This is a genomic window from Pseudomonas marginalis (assembly GCF_024169655.1).
GTDB classification, from domain to species: domain Bacteria; phylum Pseudomonadota; class Gammaproteobacteria; order Pseudomonadales; family Pseudomonadaceae; genus Aquipseudomonas; species Aquipseudomonas paraveronii.
Genome location: NZ_JALJWV010000001.1, coordinates 2895285 through 2917685, shown reverse-complemented (window position 1 = coordinate 2917685; position 22401 = coordinate 2895285). Strand labels below are relative to the sequence as shown.

At 60.7% G+C, this 22401-nt stretch carries 17 protein-coding genes and 2 pseudogenes; 7 read left to right on the top strand and 12 right to left on the bottom strand.

Features of this window, described 5'->3' with window-relative positions; translation table 11 throughout:
• Positions 1 to 63 precede the first annotated feature (63 nt).
• The 4 genes from J2Y83_RS13130 to J2Y83_RS13115 all read right to left on the bottom strand — a co-directional run bounded on the left by J2Y83_RS13130 (position 64) and on the right by J2Y83_RS13115 (position 4433).
• On the bottom strand, positions 64 to 1500 hold the full coding sequence (locus J2Y83_RS13130) for an NAD(P)(+) transhydrogenase (Re/Si-specific) subunit beta (RefSeq protein WP_253395787.1): 1437 nt from the start codon (positions 1498 to 1500) through the stop codon (positions 64 to 66).
• A 9-nt stretch (positions 1501 to 1509) separates the two neighbouring features.
• Positions 1510 to 1851, bottom strand: a complete 342-nt coding sequence (locus J2Y83_RS13125) for an NAD(P) transhydrogenase subunit alpha (protein ID WP_247396064.1) — start codon at positions 1849 to 1851, stop codon at positions 1510 to 1512.
• Positions 1848 to 2987 carry an NAD(P) transhydrogenase subunit alpha gene (locus J2Y83_RS13120; RefSeq protein WP_253395785.1) on the bottom strand — a complete coding sequence of 380 codons (1140 nt, stop codon included), beginning with the start codon at positions 2985 to 2987 and terminating at the stop codon, positions 1848 to 1850. Before J2Y83_RS13120 ends, J2Y83_RS13125 begins: the two co-directional genes overlap by 4 nt.
• Before the next feature lie 63 nt (positions 2988 to 3050).
• Complete coding sequence (locus tag J2Y83_RS13115) at positions 3051 to 4433, bottom strand: NAD-dependent succinate-semialdehyde dehydrogenase (RefSeq protein ID WP_253395783.1); 1383 nt, start codon at positions 4431 to 4433, stop codon at positions 3051 to 3053.
• 400 nt (positions 4434 to 4833) lie between these two features.
• On the opposite strand from J2Y83_RS13115, the gene J2Y83_RS13110 reads away from it, so the two are divergent.
• Positions 4834 to 6678: a response regulator gene (locus J2Y83_RS13110; RefSeq protein ID WP_253395781.1), complete on the top strand. Its 1845-nt coding sequence runs from the start codon at positions 4834 to 4836 to the stop codon at positions 6676 to 6678.
• A gap of 10 nt (positions 6679 to 6688) precedes the next feature.
• Here the strand turns inward: J2Y83_RS13110 and J2Y83_RS13105 are convergent, their stop codons facing one another.
• The 3 genes from J2Y83_RS13105 to J2Y83_RS13095 all read right to left on the bottom strand — a co-directional run bounded on the left by J2Y83_RS13105 (position 6689) and on the right by J2Y83_RS13095 (position 9836).
• On the bottom strand, positions 6689 to 7369 hold the full coding sequence (locus J2Y83_RS13105; RefSeq protein WP_253395779.1) for a BON domain-containing protein: 681 nt from the start codon (positions 7367 to 7369) through the stop codon (positions 6689 to 6691).
• Positions 7370 to 7497: 128 nt separating this feature from the next.
• Complete coding sequence (locus tag J2Y83_RS13100; RefSeq protein WP_253395776.1) at positions 7498 to 8880, bottom strand: MBL fold metallo-hydrolase RNA specificity domain-containing protein; 1383 nt, start codon at positions 8878 to 8880, stop codon at positions 7498 to 7500.
• Positions 8881 to 8915: 35 nt separating this feature from the next.
• Positions 8916 to 9836 (bottom strand): universal stress protein, encoded by a 921-nt coding sequence (locus J2Y83_RS13095; protein WP_253395774.1) that lies wholly within the window; start codon positions 9834 to 9836, stop codon positions 8916 to 8918.
• Between the two features lie 281 nt (positions 9837 to 10117).
• On the opposite strand from J2Y83_RS13095, the gene J2Y83_RS13090 reads away from it, so the two are divergent.
• From J2Y83_RS13090 to J2Y83_RS13080, 3 genes are all read left to right on the top strand, one after another.
• Positions 10118 to 10765 (top strand): BON domain-containing protein, encoded by a 648-nt coding sequence (locus J2Y83_RS13090; RefSeq protein WP_253395772.1) that lies wholly within the window; start codon positions 10118 to 10120, stop codon positions 10763 to 10765.
• Positions 10766 to 10845: 80 nt separating this feature from the next.
• Positions 10846 to 12669, top strand: coding sequence for an ATP-dependent zinc metalloprotease FtsH (ftsH, locus tag J2Y83_RS13085; protein ID WP_253395771.1), 1824 nt, complete (start codon positions 10846 to 10848; stop codon positions 12667 to 12669).
• A 33-nt stretch (positions 12670 to 12702) separates the two neighbouring features.
• Positions 12703 to 13128 carry a potassium channel family protein gene (locus tag J2Y83_RS13080; protein ID WP_253395768.1) on the top strand — a complete coding sequence of 142 codons (426 nt, stop codon included), beginning with the start codon at positions 12703 to 12705 and terminating at the stop codon, positions 13126 to 13128.
• Positions 13129 to 13144: 16 nt separating this feature from the next.
• Here the strand turns inward: J2Y83_RS13080 and J2Y83_RS13075 are convergent, their stop codons facing one another.
• On the bottom strand, positions 13145 to 15514 hold the full coding sequence (locus J2Y83_RS13075) for a phosphoketolase family protein (RefSeq protein WP_253395766.1): 2370 nt from the start codon (positions 15512 to 15514) through the stop codon (positions 13145 to 13147).
• A 243-nt stretch (positions 15515 to 15757) separates the two neighbouring features.
• Here J2Y83_RS13075 and J2Y83_RS13070 point away from each other — a divergent pair, with 243 nt between their 5' ends.
• Positions 15758 to 16741 carry a zinc-dependent alcohol dehydrogenase family protein gene (locus J2Y83_RS13070; RefSeq protein ID WP_253395763.1) on the top strand — a complete coding sequence of 328 codons (984 nt, stop codon included), beginning with the start codon at positions 15758 to 15760 and terminating at the stop codon, positions 16739 to 16741.
• 76 nt (positions 16742 to 16817) lie between these two features.
• Here J2Y83_RS13070 and J2Y83_RS13065 read toward each other — a convergent pair whose 3' ends face one another.
• Positions 16818 to 17738: a universal stress protein gene (locus J2Y83_RS13065; protein ID WP_253395761.1), complete on the bottom strand. Its 921-nt coding sequence runs from the start codon at positions 17736 to 17738 to the stop codon at positions 16818 to 16820.
• Between the two features lie 51 nt (positions 17739 to 17789).
• Positions 17790 to 18704 carry a universal stress protein gene (locus J2Y83_RS13060; RefSeq protein WP_253395759.1) on the bottom strand — a complete coding sequence of 305 codons (915 nt, stop codon included), beginning with the start codon at positions 18702 to 18704 and terminating at the stop codon, positions 17790 to 17792.
• Positions 18705 to 18892: 188 nt separating this feature from the next.
• Between J2Y83_RS13060 and J2Y83_RS13055 the strand changes: the two genes are divergently transcribed.
• Positions 18893 to 19795 (top strand): diguanylate cyclase domain-containing protein, encoded by a 903-nt coding sequence (locus tag J2Y83_RS13055; RefSeq protein ID WP_253395757.1) that lies wholly within the window; start codon positions 18893 to 18895, stop codon positions 19793 to 19795.
• 173 nt (positions 19796 to 19968) lie between these two features.
• On the top strand, positions 19969 to 20838 hold the full coding sequence (locus J2Y83_RS13050) for an isocitrate lyase/PEP mutase family protein (RefSeq protein WP_253395754.1): 870 nt from the start codon (positions 19969 to 19971) through the stop codon (positions 20836 to 20838).
• Between the two features lie 20 nt (positions 20839 to 20858).
• Here J2Y83_RS13050 and J2Y83_RS29870 read toward each other — a convergent pair.
• Positions 20859 to 21335, bottom strand: a pseudogene (locus J2Y83_RS29870) (methyl-accepting chemotaxis protein); the annotation flags it as partial.
• A 111-nt stretch (positions 21336 to 21446) separates the two neighbouring features.
• Positions 21447 to 22214 (bottom strand): annotated as a pseudogene (locus tag J2Y83_RS29865) (PAS domain-containing protein); the annotation flags it as partial.
• Positions 22215 to 22401: the final 187 nt, after the last annotated feature.

Genomic DNA, 22401 nt, shown 5'->3' with positions numbered 1-22401 from the left:
CGATTGATTTGAGACGCATGTAGGGCATTCCCTACAAGATGCCTGGCCAAGCCCGAAAACGCGCTATCCCAAACCTCTGACCGCCTCGATCATCTTGACCAGGACGGCCTGCGCATCGCCGTACACCATGTTGCAGTTTTCTGCGTAAAACAGCTGATTCTGAATACCGGCATAACCCTTGCCCTCCCCGCGCTTGACCACATACACGTGATGAGCCTTGTCCACATCAAGGATCGGCATGCCATAGATGGGCGATGCTTTGTCGTTGCGCGCGGCGGGGTTGACCACGTCGTTGGCGCCGATCACTAGCACCACATCGGTGTCGGCGAAATCGCTATTGATGTCATCCAACTGGAATATCAGGTCGTAAGGCACGCCGGCCTCGGCCAGTAACACGTCCATTTGTCCCGGCATACGCCCCGCTACCGGGTGTACCGCGAATCGCACAAGCACGCCGTGGGCTTGCAACAACTTCACGAACTCGTAGAGCTTTTGTTGCCCCTGCGCGACGGCCAGGCCATAGCCGGGCACGATGATGACTTTATTGGCGTAACGCATGGCGACGCCTGCATCACTCGCCGCCGTCGGCTTGAGCTCACCCACGATCGCTGCGCCTTTACGAACCGGCTGATCGCCAAAACGTGCAAACAGCACATGCGCGACCGTGCGGTTCATGGCTTTGGCCATCAGCAATGTGAGCAGTACGCCAGCGGCGCCAACCAGCATGCCGGCGATCATCATGGCCGGAACCTGCAACACAAAGCCTTCAAGGCCGACCGCCAGTCCGGTGAAGGCGTTGTAGATGGAGATAACCACCGGCATGTCGGCACCGCCGATGGGCAACGTCATCAACACCCCGAACAACAACGCACAGCCGAAGAACACACCGATCAACCACAGGACGTCGTTTAACGAACCGTGTGCGGCCTGCATGACGACCATCAGCCAAGCGCCTACACCGAGCGTCACCAGCATCAGCAGCGCGTTGATCAGTTGCAGGCCTTTCATGCGCAATGGCTTGTTGATGCGGCCATCCAACTTGGCCCAGGCAATCAAGGAACCCGATAACGAGATGGCGCCGATCAACGCGCCAAACAACGTGCCGGCCAATGCGCAAAGGTCGAACACTCGATTCCCGAACAACTCCATGGCGGCGATCGCGGCGGCGGCGCCCCCGCCCATGCCGTTGTATATCGCGACCATCTGCGGCATAGCGGTCATTGCCGCCTTGCGCCCGCTCCACCACGCTGCACCACCGCCCAACAGCAGCGCGCCGAGCGCGAGGCTGACGTTGACAGGCAAATGTGGACGGGCCGCCTCACTCACGGAGAATGCATAGAGAAAACTCACGATGACGGCGGCCGCCATGCCCCAACCGGCGACATGAATGCCACCAGCCGCCGTGACGGGCGAAGACATGCGCCACAACCCGAAAATCAGTAGAAAAGCCGCGAAGAAATACACCAGCCCGATCAGCCACTGCGACGTCATAATCAACATGATCAAACCTCAAGCCTTTTCAGGTTTCCGGGTGGCAGAGTGATGAGCTTTACGCCGCTTGGGCTCCGGCGCGCTGGTCTGGAACATCGCCAGCATCCGGCCAGTGACGGCATAGCCGCCTGCGGCATTCCCCGCCCCCAGCAACACCGCGACAAAACCGGCCGCTTGTTCGGGCACGCTTGCGGCATCGAGCAGACCGATAAGCCCGCCGATCACCACGATGCCATGGATGAAATTCGAGCCCGACATTAACGGCGTGTGCAGAATGGCCGGGACCCGCCCGATGATCACCCAGCCGGCAAACGCGGCGAGCATGAAAATATAAAGCCCGACGAAGCCAACACTGTTCATGAGGTCTTCTCCTGGGTTGCGGCATCCGTTGGGTTCAGCGAATGCATGAGTTTGCCAGCGTGGGTGAGTACCGTTTGCGCCAGAATCTGATCGTCCCAGTCGATGCTGATGACGTTGTTCTTCAACATCAGCGCCAACAGGTTGAATTGATTTTTCGCGTACAGCAGGCTGGCGTCCTGGCTCAAGGATGAGGGCAGATTCAACGGCGCCATCAGGGTTACCTGACCGATCGTGACGGTCTGTCCGGGCACGCAGCCTTCGCAATTGCCGCCGCCTTCGGCGCCAAGATCGACGATCACCGCGCCAGGCTTCATCCCGGCAAGCTGTGCGGCACTGACCAGGCGCGGCGAGGGCCGCCCCGGCACTGCGGCGGTGGTAATGACCAGGTCCGCTTGCTGGATATGCTCAGTCAGTACTTGAGCGACTTGCGTTTTTTCTGTGTCGCTCAACTCCCGCGCATAACCGCCTTTGCCTCGCGCATCGACCCCCACATCGACAAAGTTGGCGCCCAGGGATCTGGCCTGCTCCGCGGTTTCCGGGCGCACATCGTAGCCCTCTACCACGGCGCCCAAGCGATGCGCGGTCGCGATGGCCTCCAGCCCCGCCACGCCCAATCCCAGGACCAACACCCGCGCCGGCCCCACGATACCCGCCGCCGTGGTGACTTTTGGCAGGATGCGAGACATCTGCACCGAGCCCAGTTGGACCGCATAGTACCCAGACAACGCCGATTGACTGGACAGCGCATCCATCGACTGGGCTCGCGTGATGCGCGGCAGGCGCTCCATGGCAAAACACGTGACTTGGCGCTCCAATAAACGTTGCACCAAGGCCGGATTCTTCTGCGCATACACAAAACACAGGAGTACCGATCCGGGCTTCATCTTGCCTACGACCTCAAGCGAAGGCGCCTGCACTGCGAGAAGCACATCGGCCTCATGCAGCCACTGTCCGCCGCTGGACACGAACAACACGTCCGAATACGCCGCGTCCGGCAAAAAACTCGCTTCACCCGCCCCCGACTGCATATGAAGTTTTGCCCCTAAAGCACTTAACTTCGCGCAGAGGCCAGGCACGAGGGCCACACGGCGTTCGTGCGGGTGGGTTTCTTTCAGCACAGCCACATTGACGTACATTGCGCGCTCCATTGAAGGCGCCCGCGTATCGCCGGGCACCCGGAATGTAAAAAAGACAAGGCTTCAGACGGGCGCTTGAGCCGACACGTAACGCACGAGTTTTTTATTGACGAACTGCTGGATCCCCATGTCGCCCAGCTCGCGTCCATAGCCTGAGTCCTTGATGCCGCCAAAGGGCAACTCGGCATCGCTCCAGCTAATGTTGTTGATAAACATCATCCCGGTCTCAACGCGACTGGCCACACGACGCCCCCTGTCCAGGTCGCGTGTGAACACCGAGCCGCCCAGGCCAAAGTCGGAGTCGTTTGCCAAGGCGATTGCAGCGTCTTCGTCCTTGACCCGGAAAAACAGCGCCACCGGGCCGAAGAACTCATCCCGGAACGCGGGGTTTTCAGGGGCGATATCGGTGAGAATGGTCGGCGTCATAAAGGCGCCGGGGCGATCGATACGTGTGCCCCCCAGCAGAATCCTGGCACCGTGATCGGTCGCCGTGCGAACCTGCCCGAGCAACTGCACTAATGCCGCTTCCGAAGACAGCGGGCCCAGGGTCGTCGCTTCTTCGATGGGATCGCCGGGTTTCAGCGCTGCGAGCCCGGCCTGAAAGCCCTTGAGGAACGCATCGGCGACCTTATCCACGACAATGAAGCGTTTTGCCGCGCAACAGGTCTGCCCGCAGTTATACATCCGCCCCCAGATCGCCCATTTGACGGCCAACTCCAGGTCAGCGTCTTCCAGCACAATGAACGCGTCGCTGCCGCCCAGTTCCATGGAGGACGGTTTCAGGTTCTGTCCGGCCCAGGCCGCCAGGCTGCGGCCGGCGGCGACACTGCCGGTCAGTGCAACCCCACGCACACGCGGGTCATCGACCACCTGTCTGGACTGTTCATGGGAGATCGACAGGTTGGTATAGAGCCCGGCAGGCGCGCCGGCTTCGAGCAGGACTTGCTCAAAGGCCATCGCGCATTGAGGCACGCAACCGGCATGCTTGATCACCAGCACGTTGCCTGCCATCAAATGCGGGCCGGCCACGCGAGCCAACTGATAGAAAGGAAAGTTCCACGGTTCGACACCGAAGATCACGCCGATGGGACTGCTCTCCATATGCGCCTCACCTTGGGTCGGGTCAAGCGTTTGCGGGGCCAGGAAGCGTTCAGCGTTTTTAGCGTAGTACGCCATGATGTCGGCGCTGAATTTGACTTCGCCTCGGGCCTCGTTGATTCGCTTGCCCATTTCCAGCGTGATCTTGCGGGCCAGGGCATCGAAGCGCTGATGCATCAATTCACCGGCCTTCGCGATGATCGAGGCGCGCTGGGCATACGTTGTATTTTTCCACGATGCGTAGCACTGCGCTGCGGCCGCCAGTTTGTGCTCCAGTTGCGCAGCCGTCAGGGTATCGAATTGAGCGAGCAACTCGCCGTTGTATGGATTGATAGTCGTATAAGCCATAACGGTTGCCTTCCAATGAGATTGAGTTATCCAACGTCTAACCGGCCACGTTCAGTCGCCGTCTCCATGAACCGGCATTACGTTGGCCTGAATGCATACGAGTGGCTAGCGTCGGAAACTACTTACGTCTCAACCCTTGAGCCCAGGCTAGGGCCTGAAGAGCGGGCACGCTAACGGTGCCATGAGCGCACTTCGATGGTGCAAAGAGCGGTGATGTGAACCGAAAGGCAGCCTGAAGAAGACGCTTGGCGTGAAAGGCCTGCGCGCTCGCAATCAACCGAGGGATTTAGAGCTGTCGGGGCTCGGTAAATACTTACATAGATCAATTAAGACGCCTTACAAACTGCATAGGATTGCGCATCAGGCAATACGACTTTGTGTCTTGTCAGGAGGGGGAATCATGCAAGCCAAGCAATCCATGTCGGAAGAAGTGTTGCCACGTCAGACATCAGGCCCGGCATCGACCTACTGTCCTATCTCCGCTGAACGGTTGTCCGGCATCGATCAGAAACTTCGCCAGACAGCGCAATTGGTTTCACTCATTGTCGGCCAGCTTGAGGCCTGTGAATTCGACCCCGCGACACCGGCGCGCAGGGTGCTTGAACAATTGGATGCCACGGTGGAGAAACTGTTGAGTCGATTCGGGCTCGACCAACCCTCCCCCGCGACAGATTTTGATCGCCATGCAGCTGTGGATTTCCCCATACAGGCCCTCTTCAAGGCATTGGCTCAAGACTTTTTGCCGTTGGCCGCCGCGCAGCGCCGCAACCTGCGGATCGTGCCGTGTTCGTCGTGGGTCAGGAGCCTTCCCGATTGCCTCAGGCAACTGTTGAGCGGCCTGATAGCCAACATCATGGACAGTGCCAGTACGCTACGCCTGACGCTGGGCTGCAGGCGCCACCCGGAGTGGCTGAGCATCGAGCTGTGGTTTTCGGGCTGCAAAAGCCGCGACGCCGCGTTGCATATCGTGTCGATGCCGGTCTACGAGGGTTCACTGCCGAGTTCATCTGGCAAGCCCAACCCTCGCCCGATAGCGGAACTCAGCGCGATGCTGGGTTTACAGTTACAGGTCAAAACCTCGCACGAGCGAGGTACGCTCATCTCCATCAGCGTGCCGTTATCCCCATCAGTCGCTCAGCCCTGCGCGCGCAGACAACAGAACGCGCGAGCACTGAGCATGGCTCGCACTTGCCTGCTGTTGATCGTCGAACCGGACGCGCTGCTAGGCGATATGCTCAGTTGCGAATTGGGTTCGCTGGGCTATCGAACAGCAGCGGTCCGCGATAGCGTCGCCGCGTTGGAATGGATCGCGCGTTCGGGCATTCAACCGGACCTGATCCTGACCGAGCATGTGCTCGACCGGTCCCTGGACGGCGTCCAACTCGTGCAAAAGATACGCGATCAATTCAGGCGAACCACACCCGCTGTCATATTGACCGCCGAGACGAAAAAGCAGGTTTCCCATTCAGCCCTGACCGCCGACTGCATGCTCCTTCGCAAACCTGTGAGCCTGAACCTGTTGCGCATCACCCTCGCCAGTGCATTGAGTACACACGCCGCAGTACACGCTGTTCACGCCATGCCCTCTGCGCGCCAACCCGTCATTTACGTGGTGGACGACGACGCCACGCTGCGCAACGACGTGCGCACGGTATTCGAGTCAGAAGGTTACCGGGTGCGCGACTACGGCGGTGCCGAGCAGTTTCTCGACAGCTATACCGCTGATCAACCGGGCTGCCTGATCATTGATGCGCGCCCCTCGGGCATCAGCGGGCTTGAGGTGGTGGCCCGTCTTAAAGCACAGGGCGACGAGTTGCCCATTCTGATGATCAGTAGCAACAGCCGCGTTGCCGATGTCGTCGATGCGATGAAGGCAGGGGTATGCGACTTCATTGAAAAGCCATTTCGTTATCAGCAGCTGTTAACCAGCGTGAAAAAAGCATTGGCCAGTCAAGTCGCCACCGAAAGTACCCAGGTCCTTCGCAAGGCTGCGATCGACCATATCAGCCATCTCACCGCCCGTCAGCGGCAGATTCTGGCGATGGTCCTGGACGGTCATCCGAGCAAAAACATTGCTGCCAACCTAGGGATCAGTCAACGGACAGTGGAAAAGCACCGAGCGCAGATCATGAGCAGGACCGAAGCCAAATCGATTCCCGAACTCGCCCGCATCGCCCTGGCAGCCGGCGAAAAAACACTCTCGGCGGCTGCCAATGACAAACGCAACGGGCTCATCGGCGGGTAATCGCGGACGGTTATGTCGAACCCGGCGATTCAAGGCCGCTGGGCGACACCATCAGATTGTCGACAACCTTCTGCACACCCGCCGTGCCCGATGCCGTCAACCGCGCCATATCCCGCTCCGGGAGCGATCCGACAACGCCCGAGAGCGTGACTTCCCCGCCCTCCACACGCACGTCGATAGCGTGGGCGTCGATGATGGCCTTGCGTCGAAACGCTGATTCGATATCGGTCTTGATCGTTTGCGCAGAAGCGTGCGTCTTGACCACGATATCGTTACTGATCCCCTTGATCCCCTGCAGATAGCGCACCGCATATCCGGCCGTCTGGCGCTGATGCTCAGAGTCCACTTCTCCGCTGAGCACCAGCCAGCCATCGGCCACGCTGACTTTGACGCGGTGGTCTGCCAGCGAGGTGTTCCATTGCAATGCTGCAACGGCTGCCGCGACGAGATCGCTGTCGGTCCGCACATGACTGGACGGCAGCACAACATCGATCTGGTTGAGCAGATCCACGACACCGGCGACATGTGCGACAGCCTGTTCCGCGTGCCACCGCTCGGCATGACTGGCAACGTTGCCGGAGAGCGTGACGATGCCATCGGCCACTTGAACTAAAATCTGCCCGGCCTTGAGTGCCAGGTCCCAATTCAGTTCTTCGATCACTCGCTGCCTTAGCTTTTCATCGGTATTCATAAAAAAGCTCCAGAGTTTTTCAAAAGTCTCAGTCAGCCAAAGCGTATCGGGTTGCGATGATCTTCAGCAGGTCGGAAAGTACCCATCCCTGGGGCGGGAGCCGCCATTCAAGCCCCGCGCTTTTTGCACTAGACAGGCAGAGGCTGTTCGATCGCCGGCAGTTCGACACTGTCCCGATACTCCGGCACCGACACCGACCAGCCCAGTTCCTGGCTGATGCGCCGGCGCAGCACGTCCGAGGCGTTCGGCTCGCCGTGTACGACGTAGGTGTGTTTCGGCGCCCGCTTGAAGCCACGCAGCCATTGCATGATTTCATCGGCATCGGCATGCGCGGACAGGGTTTGCATGGGCACCACCTCGGCGTTGATCGGCACGTCCTGGCCGTGGATACGCACCGACGGCGCCCCCGCGACAATCTGCGCGCCACGTGTACCGCCGGCCTGAAAGCCCGGCACCAACAGGGTGTTGAGCGGGTTGGGCGCCAGCGCCTTGAGGTGGTGCAGCACCCGCCCGCCGGTGGCCATGCCGCTGGCGGCAATGATGATCGCGGGGGTGCGCTGCTGGTCCAGGTCAATCGACTGTTGCACGGAGCACACAAAGTGCGTGCCATCACACATACCCTGGCAGTCCTCCAGCGACAACCGATGCTCAGAACGAAAGCGCTGGTACAGGCGAGTGACCTCGGTGGCCATCGGGCTGTTGAGGTAAATCGGCAGGTCCGGGATCGCGTGCTGTTGCTTGAGTCGATACAGGTGATACATCAGCAGTTGCGCGCGCCCCACCGCAAACGACGGCACCAGGGTGATGCCGCGCCGCAGCGCGGTGCGGTTGATCACGTCCGCCAGTTGCTGTTCGGGAGGCTCAACGGGGTGTCGACGATCGCCGTAGGTCGATTCCACCAGCAGGTAATCGGTCTGCTCGATGGTTTCCGGGGCGAACATCAAGGGATCGTTCGGCCGCCCCAGGTCGCCGGAACACACCAGCGTGACGCCATCGGCAACCACTTCGACAGTCGCTGCGCCGAGAATATGCCCGGCGTCACGCAGCAGGATGGTCAAGCCCGGCGCGATCGCGACCCGGTGGTGCAGCTCGATCGGCCGCAGCAACTTCAACGCTCGCTCGGCGTCCTGTTCGGTATAGAGCGGCAGCGCCGGGTCGTGCTTGGAAAAGCCATGCCGGTTGGCGAACTCGGCCTCTTCTTCCTGCAAGCGGCCACTGTCGCGCAGCAGGATTTTCGCCAGCTCGCAGGTGGCCGGCGTGGCATACACCGGCCCGCGATAGCCGTTGCGCACCAGTACCGGCAGGTAACCGCTGTGGTCCAGGTGGGCGTGGGTCAACACGATGGCGTGCAGGTCTTGAACCGGCAGGTGGAACGCGTCCCAGTTGTGCAGGCGCAACTGCTTATAGCCCTGGAACAGGCCGCAATCGATCAGTACGTGCACGTCTCGATGCTCCAACAAGTACTTACTGCCGGTGACCGTGCCGGCCGCGCCCAGAAATGTCATACGCATGGTTGTGTCCTTGATATCTCATGGAATCGGTGGTTTCAGTCAACCCAGGGTGATGGCTTGACGATCATCAAACTGCAGGAGGTGCGGTTCAGCACGCTCTCGGCGGTGCTGCCAATCAGCCGGTCAAGCCTGTCGCGATAGACCGTGCCAAGCACCACCACATCGAAGGCGTTGCGCCGCGCGAACAAGCTGATCACTTTGTGCGGAATCCCGGTCAGCACATGCTGGTGTTTCTGCTCGACGCCATAGCGTTCGGCGAGTGCGTCGAAGGCCTCCGCCTGCGCGTCGTTGACCGCCTCGCCCAAACTACTCTCCAGGCTCTGGGTCGGCACACTTACGTGGGTATCGCCCACCACCGACCAGTTGCTGACATTGAGCAGGTGCAGTTGCGCATCGCAAGCCAGTGCCAATGTCGACGCCAGTTCGAGGACGCGCTCGTTCAGCCCGTATGTCAGTTCTTCAAGGTGCGACAAGTCGATGGCCGCGAGGACTTTCAACGGTTTGGGATGCCTGGCGTCGGTGACCAGGTGCAGGCAGGCCGGACAATCGCGCAACAACAGCCAATCCAAGGGTTGATGGAAGGTCCGGTCAAGCGCCGACACATGCTCGACGTCCTTGATCACCAGGTCGGCGTGAAAGTCGTTCACATACGCCAGCACCTGCGCCAGGCTGGGTTTGGCCCACACCACTTCACAACTGACCTGCAGCCCCGCGCGCCGTTGAAAGCGCACTTGCTGCTCCAGCCAGTGGCGATGGACCTGCAGGTAGCCCTCCCTGGCCTGGGCCATCGCGTCATGGTCAAGCAACCCCGCCATCACCAGCGACGTGACGTAGTCAAACGCAACAATGTGCAACAACGCACCGGTAGCCTTGGCCAGTGCCTGGGCCCGGTCAAAGGCCGGGGTGCGCGTCATCTCGGAGGGTGCAATCAATAAAACACGTTTGAGTGGCAGCATTAGATACCTCGGCCTGAGCGCGTGTAACCGCCTGACTGCACCCGACTTCCTTGCGAGCAGCGTGGCACCCTGCGTTGTGACTGAAAACCGTCGGTCAAGTATCTGGCGTCGTGAGGCAGGCACTCTGATCTTTGTCAACTAATGGCCGGCTTTCACTCAATGAGCGAATCACTCAGGCCTTGTTGATATAGCTCAATAATTTTTCGCGGTGCGGGCGTAGAAACCAGTGAGCGGCCATGTAAGGCCCTCCCTAAGCCACGCATTCGACTGAGGACACCAACATGAGCGACTTGAGTTTGCGCAAAGCCATCATGGAAGAGCTTGAATTCCAACCGCAGATCGATGCAGCCAGCATCGGTGTCGCCGTGGAAAACGGCGTTGTCACGCTCACCGGACATGTCAGTAGTTACGAACAGAAGGTCTGCGCCGAGCGCGCGGTAAAAGGCATCAAAGGCGTGCGTGCAGTGGCCGAGGAGATCCAGGTGCGGCTGCACAAAGGCGCCGGAACCGCAGACGACACCATCGCCTCCCGTGCCCTGAGCATCATCAACTGGAGCGCCGACGTACCGGCGAATGCCGTTAAAGTCATCGTTCAGAACGGCTGGATCACCCTTGAAGGTGAAGTCGACTGGCAGTACCAGAAGGAAGCCGTAGAGAAGGCCGTGCGCAAGTTGTCCGGCGTACTCGGGGTGGATAATCGGCTGACCCTGAGCCCCCGGGTAGACATCGTCGATATCCGCAAGCACATCGAAGATGCGCTCAAACGCAATGCTGAAGTGGACGCCAAGGATATTCACGTCAGGGTCGACGGTGACGTTGTCAGGCTCGACGGCAAGGTTCACCTATGGAGTGAGCGCAAAATCGTGGAACGGGCGGCCTGGTCGGTGCCGGGTGTCATGCGGGTGGAGGATCACCTGTTGCTCGCCTGAAATGATGAATGTCCCAGGCAGCCAACCGGGGCATTCAACGGCGGCATATGCGTTGCGGGCTTTCTTTTTGAGTCAATGTTATGAAAAAAAACCATCAGTGGAACCTGTCTTACTTTCTGACCGCGTTTGTCGTGTTCACCGTCGTACAGTTTCTGTGGGCGGAACACCGCACGGTGCAAAGCATCCCGTACAGTCAGTTTCTGCAACTGTTGAACGAGCAGAAGGTCAGCGACTTGCAAGTCGAGAAAGACCAGATCAGCGGCAAGCTGCAAGTGCCGATCGACGGCCACAACCTGTTCACAACGGTGCGGATCGATCCGGCGTTGGCCACGAACCTGGCCCAGTCGGGCACCCGCTTCACCGGGGTCAATGACAATACCTTTTTGAGCGGCCTGCTGGGTTGGCTGCTGCCCTTTATCCTGATCATGGTGGTCTGGCACTTTGTGTTTCGCGGCGTCGCGGAAAAACAGGGCTTGGGCGGGCTGATGAACATCGGCAAGTCCCGGGCCAAGGTGTTTGTTCAACGGGACACGGGGATCACCTTTGCGGATGTCGCGGGCATCGATGAAGCCAAGGCCGAACTGGTGGAGATCGTCTCGTTCCTCAAGGACAAGGCCAAGTACTCGCGCTTGGGCGCGCATATTCCCAAAGGCACGCTGCTGGTGGGCCCGCCGGGCACCGGCAAGACCCTGGTGGCCAAAGCCATCGCCGGCGAAGCCGGGGTGCCGTTTTTCTCGATCTCGGGCTCGGAATTCGTCGAGATGTTCGTCGGCGTTGGCGCCGCACGGGTCCACGACCTGTTCGAACAGGCGCGCGCGGCCGCGCCGTGCATCATTTTTATCGATGAGTTGGATGCCCTGGGCAAAATGCGTGGCGTCGGCGTAATGGGGGGCAATGACGAAAAGGAACAGACCCTCAACCAGCTCCTGGCCGAACTGGACGGCTTCGACCCCCGCGAGGGCGTGGTGCTGCTGGCCGCGACCAATCGCCCGGAAGTGCTCGACCCGGCGCTGCTGCGCGCAGGGCGGATCGACCGCCAGGTGTTGATCGATCGCCCTGACCGCAAGGGACGGCAGGCGATCCTTAAGGTTCACCTGCAAAAAATCACCGTGGCCCCGGCCCTCGACAGCGAGCGCATTGCCGACATCACCACCGGCTTCACCGGCGCCGACCTGGCGAACCTGGTCAACGAAGCGGCGATCGTCGCCACTCGCCGTGGCGCCGACACCGTCGGCCTGGACGATTTCACCGCGGCCGTGGAACGCCTGATCGCGGGCATCGAACGCAAGAGCAGCGTGCTGCGCCCCGAAGAACGCCAGGTGGTGGCGTACCACGAGATGGGCCACGCGCTGGCGGCGAGTCACCTACCGGCCATGGACCCGGTACACAAGGTGTCCATCGTGCCGCGTGCCATTGGCTCCTTGGGTTACACTTTGCAGCGCCCAACGGAAGACCACTTCCTGATCAGTTGCCAGATGCTCAAGGACCGCATCGTCGTGCTGATGGCCGGCCGCGCCGCCGAGTTTCTGATGTATGGCCAGACCTCCACCGGCGCCGCCGATGACCTGGCCCGCGCAACCGATATCGCCCGGCAGTTGATTACCCGCTTCGGCATGAGCGCCGAGCTGGGGCAGTCGGTGCTGGAGCGACAAAGCATGACCTACCTGGGTGAGCAGATGCAGAGCACGGGGCAAAAAGATTATTCGGAACAGACGGCCAGAGAAGTCGACCTATGTATACGCGCCCTGCTCGACGAGGCCTACGCACGCGCCAAAACCCTACTCCAGGCGCATCGCGCCGACCTCGAGGCCGGCGCGCGTCTATTGATGGAAAAGGAAAGCCTGACGCCAGAGGACTTCCCCGCGCTGTTGCCAATGAAACCCGTACCGGTCGCCGCAGGTTGAGCGTCGCCCTGAAACCACCCACTGAGGATCGCCATGCTGGCCGTCACGCTGATTAACACGCTGGTGGTCATCATCGCCGTGATCATTCATTACGAATTCCTGTTGCGCCTGAACGAGTTGCTACCGCGCCTCAAGGTCAAGAGCCGTTTAAGGATGATGATTGGCGTATTCGGCGCCCTGCTGGCTCACGCGATCGAAGTCTGGTGCTTCGCCTTGACCTACTACCTGATGATCCGCGATGGCGAATGGGGCAGCCTGTCAGGCAACTTCGATGGTTCGTTCATGGACTGTGTGTACTTTTCGTTCACGACCTACACCACCATCGGTTTCGGTGACATCTCCCCCATGGGCAACCTCAAGTTCCTGACCGGCGTGCAAGCGCTGACCGGTCTGGTGCTGATCAGCTGGACGGCGTCGTTTCTGTTTATCGAAATGCAGAAATACTGGAAGAACAAGTAACGCCGTCCATCAGCCCCTAGGTGGCCGGTGTCCATTGCCAGTTCAGTACCTCGGGCAGGTCTTCACCCTGTTCGATCAGGTACAGCTTGTGTTTCTCCATCGTCGACCAGTACCGCGCCTGTGCAATGTGGCGCTGTTCGCACAGCCGAGGTACGCGCTCGATGACGTCCAATGCCAAGCGGTAGCGATCCAGGTTGTTGATCACCGCCATATCGAACGGGGTGGTGGTGGCGCCCTCCTCGATGAAGCCACGCACATGAAAGTTGTCATGATTGGTGCGCTTGTACAGCAGCCGATGCACCAGCGCCGGGTAGCCGTGGAAGGCAAAGATCACCGGTTTGTCGGTGGTGAACAACCCATCGAAAGCCGCATCCGCCAGCCCATGGGGATGCTGCGATGACGACTGCAGCACCATCAGGTCCACCACGTTGATCACCCTGACCCGCAGATCCGGCACGTATTCGCGCAGCAATGTCACGGCGGCCAGGGTTTCCAGGGTCGGGACGTCGCCAGCGCAGGCCATGACCACGTCCGGGTCCTGATCATCGCGGCAGGCCCAGTCCCAGCGACCGATGCCCGCCAGGCAATGCTGCACCGCCGCGTCGATATCCAGCCACTGCCACTCCGGCTGCTTGCCCACCACGATGACATTGATGTAGTTGCGGCTGCGCAGGCAGTGATCCGCCACCGACAGCAGGCAGTTGGCATCCGGCGGCAGGTAGATGCGCGCCACGTCGGACTTTTTGTTCGCCACCAGGTCGATGAAGCCGGGGTCTTGATGAGAGAACCCGTTGTGGTCCTGGCGCCAGACATGGGACGTCAGCAGCAGGTTGAGCGACGCCAGCGGCTTGCGCCAGGGCACGTCGGCCGCAGTTTTCAGCCACTTGGCATGCTGGTTGACCATCGAATCGACGATATGGATGAACGCTTCGTAACACGACAGCAGGCCATGACGCCCGGTGAGCAGGTAGCCTTCGAGCCAGCCCTCACAGACGTGCTCGCTGAGAATCTCCATGACCCGGCCATCTGCGGCCAGGTTCAGGTCGTCGGCCTCCAATGGGTCCATCCACGCCTTGGCGGTGACCTCGTACACGGCGTCCAGGCGATTGGAGGCGGTTTCATCCGGGCCGAACAGGCGGAAGTTGCTGGCGCCCTGCGCGTTTTTCATCACGTCGCGCAAAAAACTCCCCAGTACCCGAGTCGCCTCGGCGCGCAGGGAACCGGGGGCCTGCAGTGCTACCGCGTAGTCGGCAAAGCGTGGCAAGTCGAGCATGCGTAATAACAGCCCGCCATTGGCGTGGGGGTTGGCGCTCATGCGGCGGTGCCCGGTGGGCGCCAGCGCGGCAATTTGCGGGAGCAAGGCGCCGTCGGCATCGAACAGTTCGTCGGGGCGGTAGCTGTTCAGCCACTCCTCCAACTGCAGCACATGCCCCGGCACCTGAAAGTTGGCCAACGGCACTTGATGGGCGCGCCAGGTGCCTTCGACCCGACAGCCATCGACAAACTTGGGCCCGGTCCAGCCTTTGGGCGTGCGCAATACCAGCACCGGCCACAACTGGCGTTCCGGCGCCTCGGCGCGCCGGGGCTGGCGCGCCGCCTGCTGAATCTCGCGGATTTTCAGCAGCATGGTGTGAAGGGTACGGGCAAGCTCCTGATGCACCTGCGCCGGGTCATCGCCTTCGACAAAGTACGGATCGTAGCCATAGCCATACAACAGGGCTGACAGCTCATCTTCGCTGATCCTGGAGAGTACCGTGGGGTTGGCGATCTTGTAGCCGTTGAGGTGCAGGATCGGCAGCACCGCTCCGTCGCGCGCGGGGTTGATGAATTTATTGGAGTGCCAACTGGCGGCCAGCGGGCCGGTTTCGGCTTCGCCGTCGCCGATCACGCAGGCGACGATCAGGTCCGGGTTATCGAAGACCGCGCCATAGGCGTGGGCCAGGCAGTAACCCAGTTCGCCGCCTTCATGGATCGACCCCGGGATCTGGGCCGAGACGTGGCTGGAAATCCCGTAGGGCCAGGAAAACTGCCGAAACAGCCGCAACAGCCCATTGGCATTGCGCTCCACCGAGGGATAACACTCGGTGTAGGTGCCTTCCAGGTAAGTCTGCGCGACCACCGCCGGGCCGCCGTGTCCGGGACCGGCGACGAAGAGCATGTTCAAGTCGTACTGGTTGATCAGCCGATTGAGGTGCGTATACAGCAGATTCAGCCCCGGCGTGGTGCCCCAATGCCCCAACAGGCGCGGTTTGATGTGCGCCAGGGTCAGGGGGGTCTGTAACAACGGGTTGCTCTTGAGGTAGATCTGCCCGACTGCCAGGTAATTGGACGCCCGCCAATACGCGTCCACCCCGTCCAGCTCCTCTGCACTCAAAAAATCGCTCATACGCCCCTCCGCCAAGGTTCGACCAGTGGATTATCCTTCGTCGATTCTGGGTGCCTCAAATGCGCGGGGCTTGATGTACATCAAGTCTTCAGGCCGACGCTTAAGCTCAATTGATCCCGTGCGAAGGCGCGGGAGGCGCACGTTCTTCGTGCGTCTATTATTCACTCGGCCGCAACGTCACGGTTCTGGGCTTGAAACCCTCGGCCGACCTGGCATCACCGCTCGAACACCTGGAGATTTGTTATGCGTGCGATGGTTCTGCACACCCCCGGCCAGCCGCTGCAACTAGAGGAGCGCCCGGTCCCGACACCCGGCGCCGGGCAGCTGTTGATCAAGGTCCTGGCCTGTGGCGTGTGCCGCACCGACCTGCACCTGGTGGACGGTGAGTTGCCGCAAGCGCAACTGCCACGGGTGCCGGGCCACGAAATCGTCGGTGAAGTGACGGCCGTGGGCGCCGCTGTCGACGCTCATTGGATCGGCCGCCGCGTGGGGGTGCCGTGGCTCGGCTGGACCTGCGGCGAATGCGCTTTCTGTCGATCAGGCCGGGAAAACCTCTGCGACCGGGCGCAGTTCACCGGGTGCAATCTGGACGGCGGCTACGCTGAATACACGGTGGCGGACGCACGCTTTTGCCTGCCGATTCCCGACATGCTGTCAGACGTTCAAGCCGCGCCCCTGCTGTGTGCCGGCCTGATCGGTTTTCGCGCCTTGCAAATGGCCGCAGACGCTCCCCACCTGGGGCTTTATGGCTTCGGTGCGGCCGCCCATCTGGCGATTCAAGTCGCGCTGGGCCGAGGCCAACAGGTGTACGCGTTCACCCGCCCGGGTGACAGTGAAGGCCAGGCGTATGCGCGCTCATTGGGCGCCGTGTGGGCCGGCCCTTCGGACCAGCCGCCCCCGCACCTGCTGGATGCCAGCCTGATATTCGCCCCCGTGGGAGCGCTTGTACCGCTGGCATTGGCCGCCACGGTCAAGGGCGGCTGTGTGATTTGCGCCGGCATTCACATGAGCGACATTCCGGCCTTCCCCTATCGACTGCTATGGGGCGAGCGTAGCGTGCGTTCAGTAGCTAACTTGACCCGACAGGACGGTACGGCGTTTTTTCAAGCCGTGCAGCAGACACCTGTCCACTGCGACATCACCCGCTTCGCCCTGGAAGATGCCAATCAGGCGCTGGCACACCTGCGCAGCGGGCAATTCAACGGTGCGATCGTGCTGACCCCGTAACGCGCAGCAGCGGTTATTTGCGCGTCGCGCTGGTCAGCATATGGATCGCTCTCTCGTTGGCTTCGTCGGCGGTGCTCTAACCCTTGACGTCGCTTACCGGCTGCCGGATCGCCAAAATGCTGCCCGGCACCGAATACAGCGCCCGTTCGGTATTGCTGCCGATCAGTCGGTCGAGCCCGACCCGGTGAGCAGTCCCCATGACCACCACGTCGGCCTGGAATTGCTCGACAAACTCCTGAATCACCGGCACTGGCTGCCCCATGACAAAGTGCCGTCTTTCCGGCGGCACGCCATAACGGTCGGCCAAGGTCACGAATGCCTGGTGCAGCGAATGGCGCAGCTCTTCGGCGAAATCCACGTTCCAACCGCCCATGGCCATCGGCGCATCGCCGTTGAATGCCGCGGACAGGTCATAGGCGTACAACAGATGCAGCGGTGCATCGCATTGCAAGGCCATGGAGTGGGCGCACTCAATGATGGTGTCATTCAGACCGCTGATCTGCGTGCCGGGGTCGAACGGATCGACGGCCGCCACCACACGATGGGGCAAACCGTAGCGCGCCTGACTCACCAGATGCAGGGGTGTCGGGCACTCGCGCAGCAGGTGGCAATCGAGCGGGGTGATGAATATGCGCTTGAGAACCGGCTCCAGCTTCACGTCCTTGATCACCAGGTCCGGGTTCAGATCGGCGATCGTGCGCAGGATCTCCAGCACAGGGTGGGTGGTGAAGTGCAGTTCAACCGTCACCTTCAGCCCATTACCGCCCAGGCGTTGGACTTCGTCGACCAGCCAATCGCGATAGCGGTGCAGATAGTCCTGAAAAGCCGACTCATCGACGCGTTCTTCCCACAAATGAATGATCGGCGCAGGTTCGATAAAGGCCCTGATATCGAGCGCCGCGCCGCACGCCTTGGCCAGGGCCACTGCGCGCAGCAGCGCCGGGGAGTGATACAGCGAGCGGTCGGTGATCAGCAACAGACGTCGGTATTGGCTCATTTCGCACCTCTTCAGGCACCGGTTGCCCCTGGCGCCAGGTTCAATCCTGCATCAGCTGCGCGTCGGTTTGATCGCCCACATGCTGCATGGCGCGTGGTGCAGCAGACTTTCAGCGGTAGTGCCCAACAGCTTGTTCAAGCCCCAGTGCTGCACGGTGCCCATGACCATGATGTCGCTCTGGTGATCGCGGGCGAAGTCGCAAATATTGAAGAGCGGCGTGCCTTCGATAAAGTGCCGATGTTCGACAGGAATTCCCTGGCGCTCGGCCAACGCGGCAAATGCCTCATGCTGGGCTTCATTCAGCGCCTCATAGAGCCCGGAGGCCAGAGGGACCGCGCCAAAGCCCATGTCTTTGGCATACACCGCAGCCCAGTCGTACACATGCAGCAACTCAAGCTGAGCCTGACATTGCGCAGCCAGCTTGACCGCTGCTTCGACAATCTGGTCGTTGAAGATCTGGTCCTGGTCCTCACTGCGCAACACATCGACAATCGCCAGCACCTTGCGTGGCAGCGGGTGGCGCGAGTCGGTGACCAGATGCACCGGCACCGGGCAGTCGCGCAGCAGTTGCCAATCCAGCGGCGTGAAGAACACCCGTTTCAAGGCGGGCTCTTCCTCAGCATCCTTGATGATCAGGGCCAACGACATCTCGTTGACGAAATGCAGGATTTCCTCATAAGGATGATGCACCCACACCACCTCGCTGGTGACCTCGACCCCGTGTTGGCGCATCACGTCTGCCTGCTCGGTGAGCCAATGGCGATGAGTGTCCAGGTACGCTTCCCGCGCCCGGTTGATCTGTTCGGGCGCGAACAGCCCGGCGATCGCCAGGGCCTGCAAATAGTCGAAGGCCACGATATGCAACGGCAACTGCATCGCGCGCGCCAGGGCGGCGGCACGATCGAACGCGGGTGTGCGGGTCATGGACGAAGGGGCAATCAACAGTAAACGCTGAGTCTGCGACATTGGGGCACCTCGGCACGCGGCCATCTGATTCCGTGGATAGGTTTTCAGAATGAGCCTTCCGGGCCGGCGACTACTTGATCTTTATCAGTGGGTGCCCGCAAAAGTTGATTTTCATCAACAGCCACCCTGCCCCTTGCCCCTAGCCTGCATCAAGGCTTGCAGCGTCACCTGCGCCGTCGGAGGGCACCATGATCGAAGATGAGCAGCAAGTATTGGTGAGGGCGTTGGATGCGGCGACTAACCCGGTGTTGATCACTGAGAGATCGGGTTGCATTGTGTGGATCAATAAAGCGTTCAGCCTGTTGAGCGGCTATTCCAAACTGGAGCTGGTCGGTAAAACCCCGCACCTGCTGTCGTCGGGACGCCAGACCACCACGTTCTACCGGGAGATGTGGATGACCATCTTGGCAGGCCTGACCTGGCAGGGCGAGATGGTCGAACGCCGCAAGGATGGCTCCGACTGTACGATCAATCAGGTCATTACCCCGGTGCTTGATCCCCAGGGTGTGGTAACGCATTTCATCGCCATCCTGCACAATTTCAAGGTAATGGATGAAGAACGCGCACGCATGCAACAGCTGGCGTTCCATGACGACCTGACCGGTTTGCCCAATCGCAGCCTGTTTTTGAGCCTGCTCAACCAAGCGGTGAATCACGCCACCCAGCAGCAACAGCCGCTGGCCTTGATGTTTATCGACCTGGACCGTTTCAAAGCCGTGAATGACACCCATGGGCATGCGTGTGGCGACAAATTGCTGGTGGCGGTGGCCGAGCGCCTCAGCCAGTCGGTGCGCAGGTCCGATGTGGTCAGCCGCTTGAGCGGCGACGAATTTGCGATCCTGGTCACCGGCATGGACCATGCCTGGCAGGTCGAGGTGTTGGCCGATAAGCTTGTCGGCGCGATCAACCAGCCCTTCATGATCGACGCGCACCGCCTGAACGCGCACATCAGCGTCGGCATCAGCCTGTATCCAGTGGATGGGGCGAGTGTCGAGCAACTGCTCGCGCGGGCCGACGACGCGATGTACCAGGCTAAACGTCACGGCGGCAGTGCTTGTCGTTTCAGCCTGCTGAACCTGCCTACCGACTGAAAGAAGCGCACGCCAAGGCATGGCCTCCGCCCGAAACGCCCGCCCCACGGTATGTGCCGTGGGCATACCCCATTCTGAAACGTCATAATCCTGGGTTTGGCGGCGTGGTAATCTCCTACGACTATGAATAGGCATTGATCATCAGTCGACAATCGCCAGAACCAGGAAAGATCATGCCAAAAGTGTCCCACTCAGCTCTGCGTCGTAATTTCCGTGAATTGCTTGCTGCGCCACTGTGCGTTGAGACAGCCTCTGTGTTCGACCCGATGTCTGCGCGTATCGCCGCTGACTTGGGTTTCGAGGTCGGCATCCTGGGGGGCTCGGTCGCTTCGCTGCAGGTACTGGCGGCACCCGATTTTGCATTGATCACCTTGAGTGAGTTCGTTGAACAGGCAACCCGGATCGGCCGCGTCGCGCAGTTGCCGTTCATTGCGGATGCCGACCACGGCTATGGCAATGCCCTGAATGTCATGCGCACCGTCGAGGAACTTGAGCGCGCCGGCGTGGCGGCCCTGACGATTGAAGACACCCTGCTGCCGGCACAATTCGGGCGTAAATCGACCGATCTGATTTCCATCGAGGAAGGCATCGGCAAGGTCAGGGCAGCCCTTGAGGCGCGTGTCGACCCCCAACTGTCGATCATCGCCCGGACTAACGCAGCGGTGTTGCCGACCGAGGCCGTGATCGAACGCACCCTGGCCTATGAAAAAGCCGGCGCCGACGGCATCTGCATGGTCGGTATCAGCGACTTCGAGCACCTTGAGCAGATTGCCGAAAAACTCACGGTGCCCTTGATGCTGGTGACCTACGGCAATCCGAAACTCAATGACAGCCAGCGCCTGGCAAGCCTGGGCGTGCGCATCGTGGTAGCCGGCCATGGCGCCTACTTCGCGGCAATCAAGGCCACCTACGATAGCCTTCGCGCCCAGCGCCAGCTCACTCACAGCACCTCGAACCTCAGTGCCACCGAGCTTACCCATACCTACACCCTGCCAGAGAGCTACGTGGCCTGGGCCAAAGAGTTCATGGATGTAGAAGAGTGAGACTGACCCAGGGCACGCGTCTAGCCGACCCAGCCGACAGCGGCTTTCGGAACGACCTCCGACTCATCCAGCTTTGATGCAAACATGCTCACCGCCTGCACCGCATCGCTGGTGCTGGTGCGGATTTGCAGGATCACCGAACCCGCCTGGTCGGCCAGGCTGACACCCCGTTGCGCGCCTTCCTGGGTCGCGCTCATGCTGGCTACCGCATCGCGGGTTTCCGACAGAATCAGGCCGATCATCTCGGCAATCTCTGCGGTGGAACGGCTGGTGCGTCCCGCCAGTTGCCTGACTTCATCGGCCACCACGGCAAAACCACGGCCCTGATCGCCCGCGCGCGCGGCCTCAATGGCAGCGTTGAGCGCCAGCAGGTTGGTCTGGTCGGCGATACCGCGAATGGTATTGACGATGGCGGTGATCTGCTCGGAGCGATCGCCCAACTGCCCCACCAGCCGTGCGGAGGCGCCGATGTTCTCGGCAATCCGGCGCATTTCACTGGCGGTTTCGTGGATCACCTGGGTGCCGTGCTCGGCGAATCGCTCGGTTTCCGAGGAAATATGGTAGGCGCGGGAGGCTCCGCGTGAATCCTCCTCGAACTTCTCGACACGCTCGCTGATGTCGCTGGCGAACTTGACGATTTTGATCAGCTTGCCGTCGCCGTCATACACCGGGTTGTAACTCGCCTCCAACCACACCACGCGGCCGTGCTTGCCAATGCGTTTGAATTGCCCGGTGAAGAATTCGCCATTGTTCAAGCGGCGCCAGAAGTCGGCGTACTCAGGGCTGTTGACCTGGGCCGGTTCGCAAAACATACGGTGATGTTTGCCTTTGAGTTCCGTCAGTGAATACCCCATGACCGTGAGGAAATTCTCGTTGGCGTCGAGTACTTGCCCGTTCAAGTCAAACTCGATCACGGCCATCGCACGGTCCAGCGCGGCCAGCTTGCTGTGGGTCGCCGCCTCCTGTTCGACTTTGCGCGTGACGTCGAGCGCGTACTTGACCACTTTCGATACCTGGCCGCGCGCATCCAGCACCGGGTTATAACTGGCCTCCAGCCAAATGATCTTGCCGTGGGCGTCCACGCGTTTGAAGGTGCCCGACACGAACTTCCCGGCCCTGAGTTCCTGCCAGAACTCGGCATAGGCAGGGCTGCTGGTCAGCGCCGGCGGGCAAAAGTCACGGTGGGTCTTGCCGGCCAATTGAGCCGCGCTGTAACCCAGGGTTTTCATAAAGTTGTCGTTGGCGCGCAATACCTTGCCGTTCAGGTCGAACTCGACCACGGCCATGGAGCGTTCAAGCGCGGCAATCAATCCTTGGTATTCAGTGACTTCGGCCCTCCTGGCCGCCAGTTCTGTTTTTAGTGCTTGATTGAACATGACGTAGCCTCAGCCGTGCGTGGAGTCGGGGTTGCTCTCCCGCGCTATCGGCCAATAAATACGTGACTTGACAGACAAAAAATAAATATTACTTGACGTCAAATACTCGTCGCGCCACGAGCCTTGCAAGGCCAAAGGGTACTGGTCCGCGCGCGCCCTGTGTTTAAATTGGCGACCCCTTTCCCTG

Coding starts and splice junctions, on each gene's coding strand:
- J2Y83_RS13090 (WP_253395772.1), top strand. CDS start 10,118: ATGAGCGACTTGAGTTTGCGCAAAGCCATCATGGAAGAGCTTGAATTC.
- J2Y83_RS13095 (WP_253395774.1), bottom strand. CDS start 9,836: ATGCTGCCACTCAAACGTGTTTTATTGATTGCACCCTCCGAGATGACG.
- J2Y83_RS13060 (WP_253395759.1), bottom strand. CDS start 18,704: ATGTCGCAGACTCAGCGTTTACTGTTGATTGCCCCTTCGTCCATGACC.
- ftsH (WP_253395771.1), top strand. CDS start 10,846: ATGAAAAAAAACCATCAGTGGAACCTGTCTTACTTTCTGACCGCGTTT.
- J2Y83_RS13125 (WP_247396064.1), bottom strand. CDS start 1,851: ATGAACAGTGTTGGCTTCGTCGGGCTTTATATTTTCATGCTCGCCGCG.
- J2Y83_RS13070 (WP_253395763.1), top strand. CDS start 15,758: ATGCGTGCGATGGTTCTGCACACCCCCGGCCAGCCGCTGCAACTAGAG.
- J2Y83_RS13050 (WP_253395754.1), top strand. CDS start 19,969: ATGCCAAAAGTGTCCCACTCAGCTCTGCGTCGTAATTTCCGTGAATTG.
- J2Y83_RS13110 (WP_253395781.1), top strand. CDS start 4,834: ATGCAAGCCAAGCAATCCATGTCGGAAGAAGTGTTGCCACGTCAGACA.
- J2Y83_RS13065 (WP_253395761.1), bottom strand. CDS start 17,738: ATGAGCCAATACCGACGTCTGTTGCTGATCACCGACCGCTCGCTGTAT.
- J2Y83_RS13130 (WP_253395787.1), bottom strand. CDS start 1,500: ATGTTGATTATGACGTCGCAGTGGCTGATCGGGCTGGTGTATTTCTTC.
- J2Y83_RS13080 (WP_253395768.1), top strand. CDS start 12,703: ATGCTGGCCGTCACGCTGATTAACACGCTGGTGGTCATCATCGCCGTG.
- J2Y83_RS13120 (WP_253395785.1), bottom strand. CDS start 2,987: ATGTACGTCAATGTGGCTGTGCTGAAAGAAACCCACCCGCACGAACGC.
- J2Y83_RS13075 (WP_253395766.1), bottom strand. CDS start 15,514: ATGAGCGATTTTTTGAGTGCAGAGGAGCTGGACGGGGTGGACGCGTAT.
- J2Y83_RS13105 (WP_253395779.1), bottom strand. CDS start 7,369: ATGAATACCGATGAAAAGCTAAGGCAGCGAGTGATCGAAGAACTGAAT.
- J2Y83_RS13100 (WP_253395776.1), bottom strand. CDS start 8,880: ATGCGTATGACATTTCTGGGCGCGGCCGGCACGGTCACCGGCAGTAAG.
- J2Y83_RS13115 (WP_253395783.1), bottom strand. CDS start 4,433: ATGGCTTATACGACTATCAATCCATACAACGGCGAGTTGCTCGCTCAA.
- J2Y83_RS13055 (WP_253395757.1), top strand. CDS start 18,893: ATGATCGAAGATGAGCAGCAAGTATTGGTGAGGGCGTTGGATGCGGCG.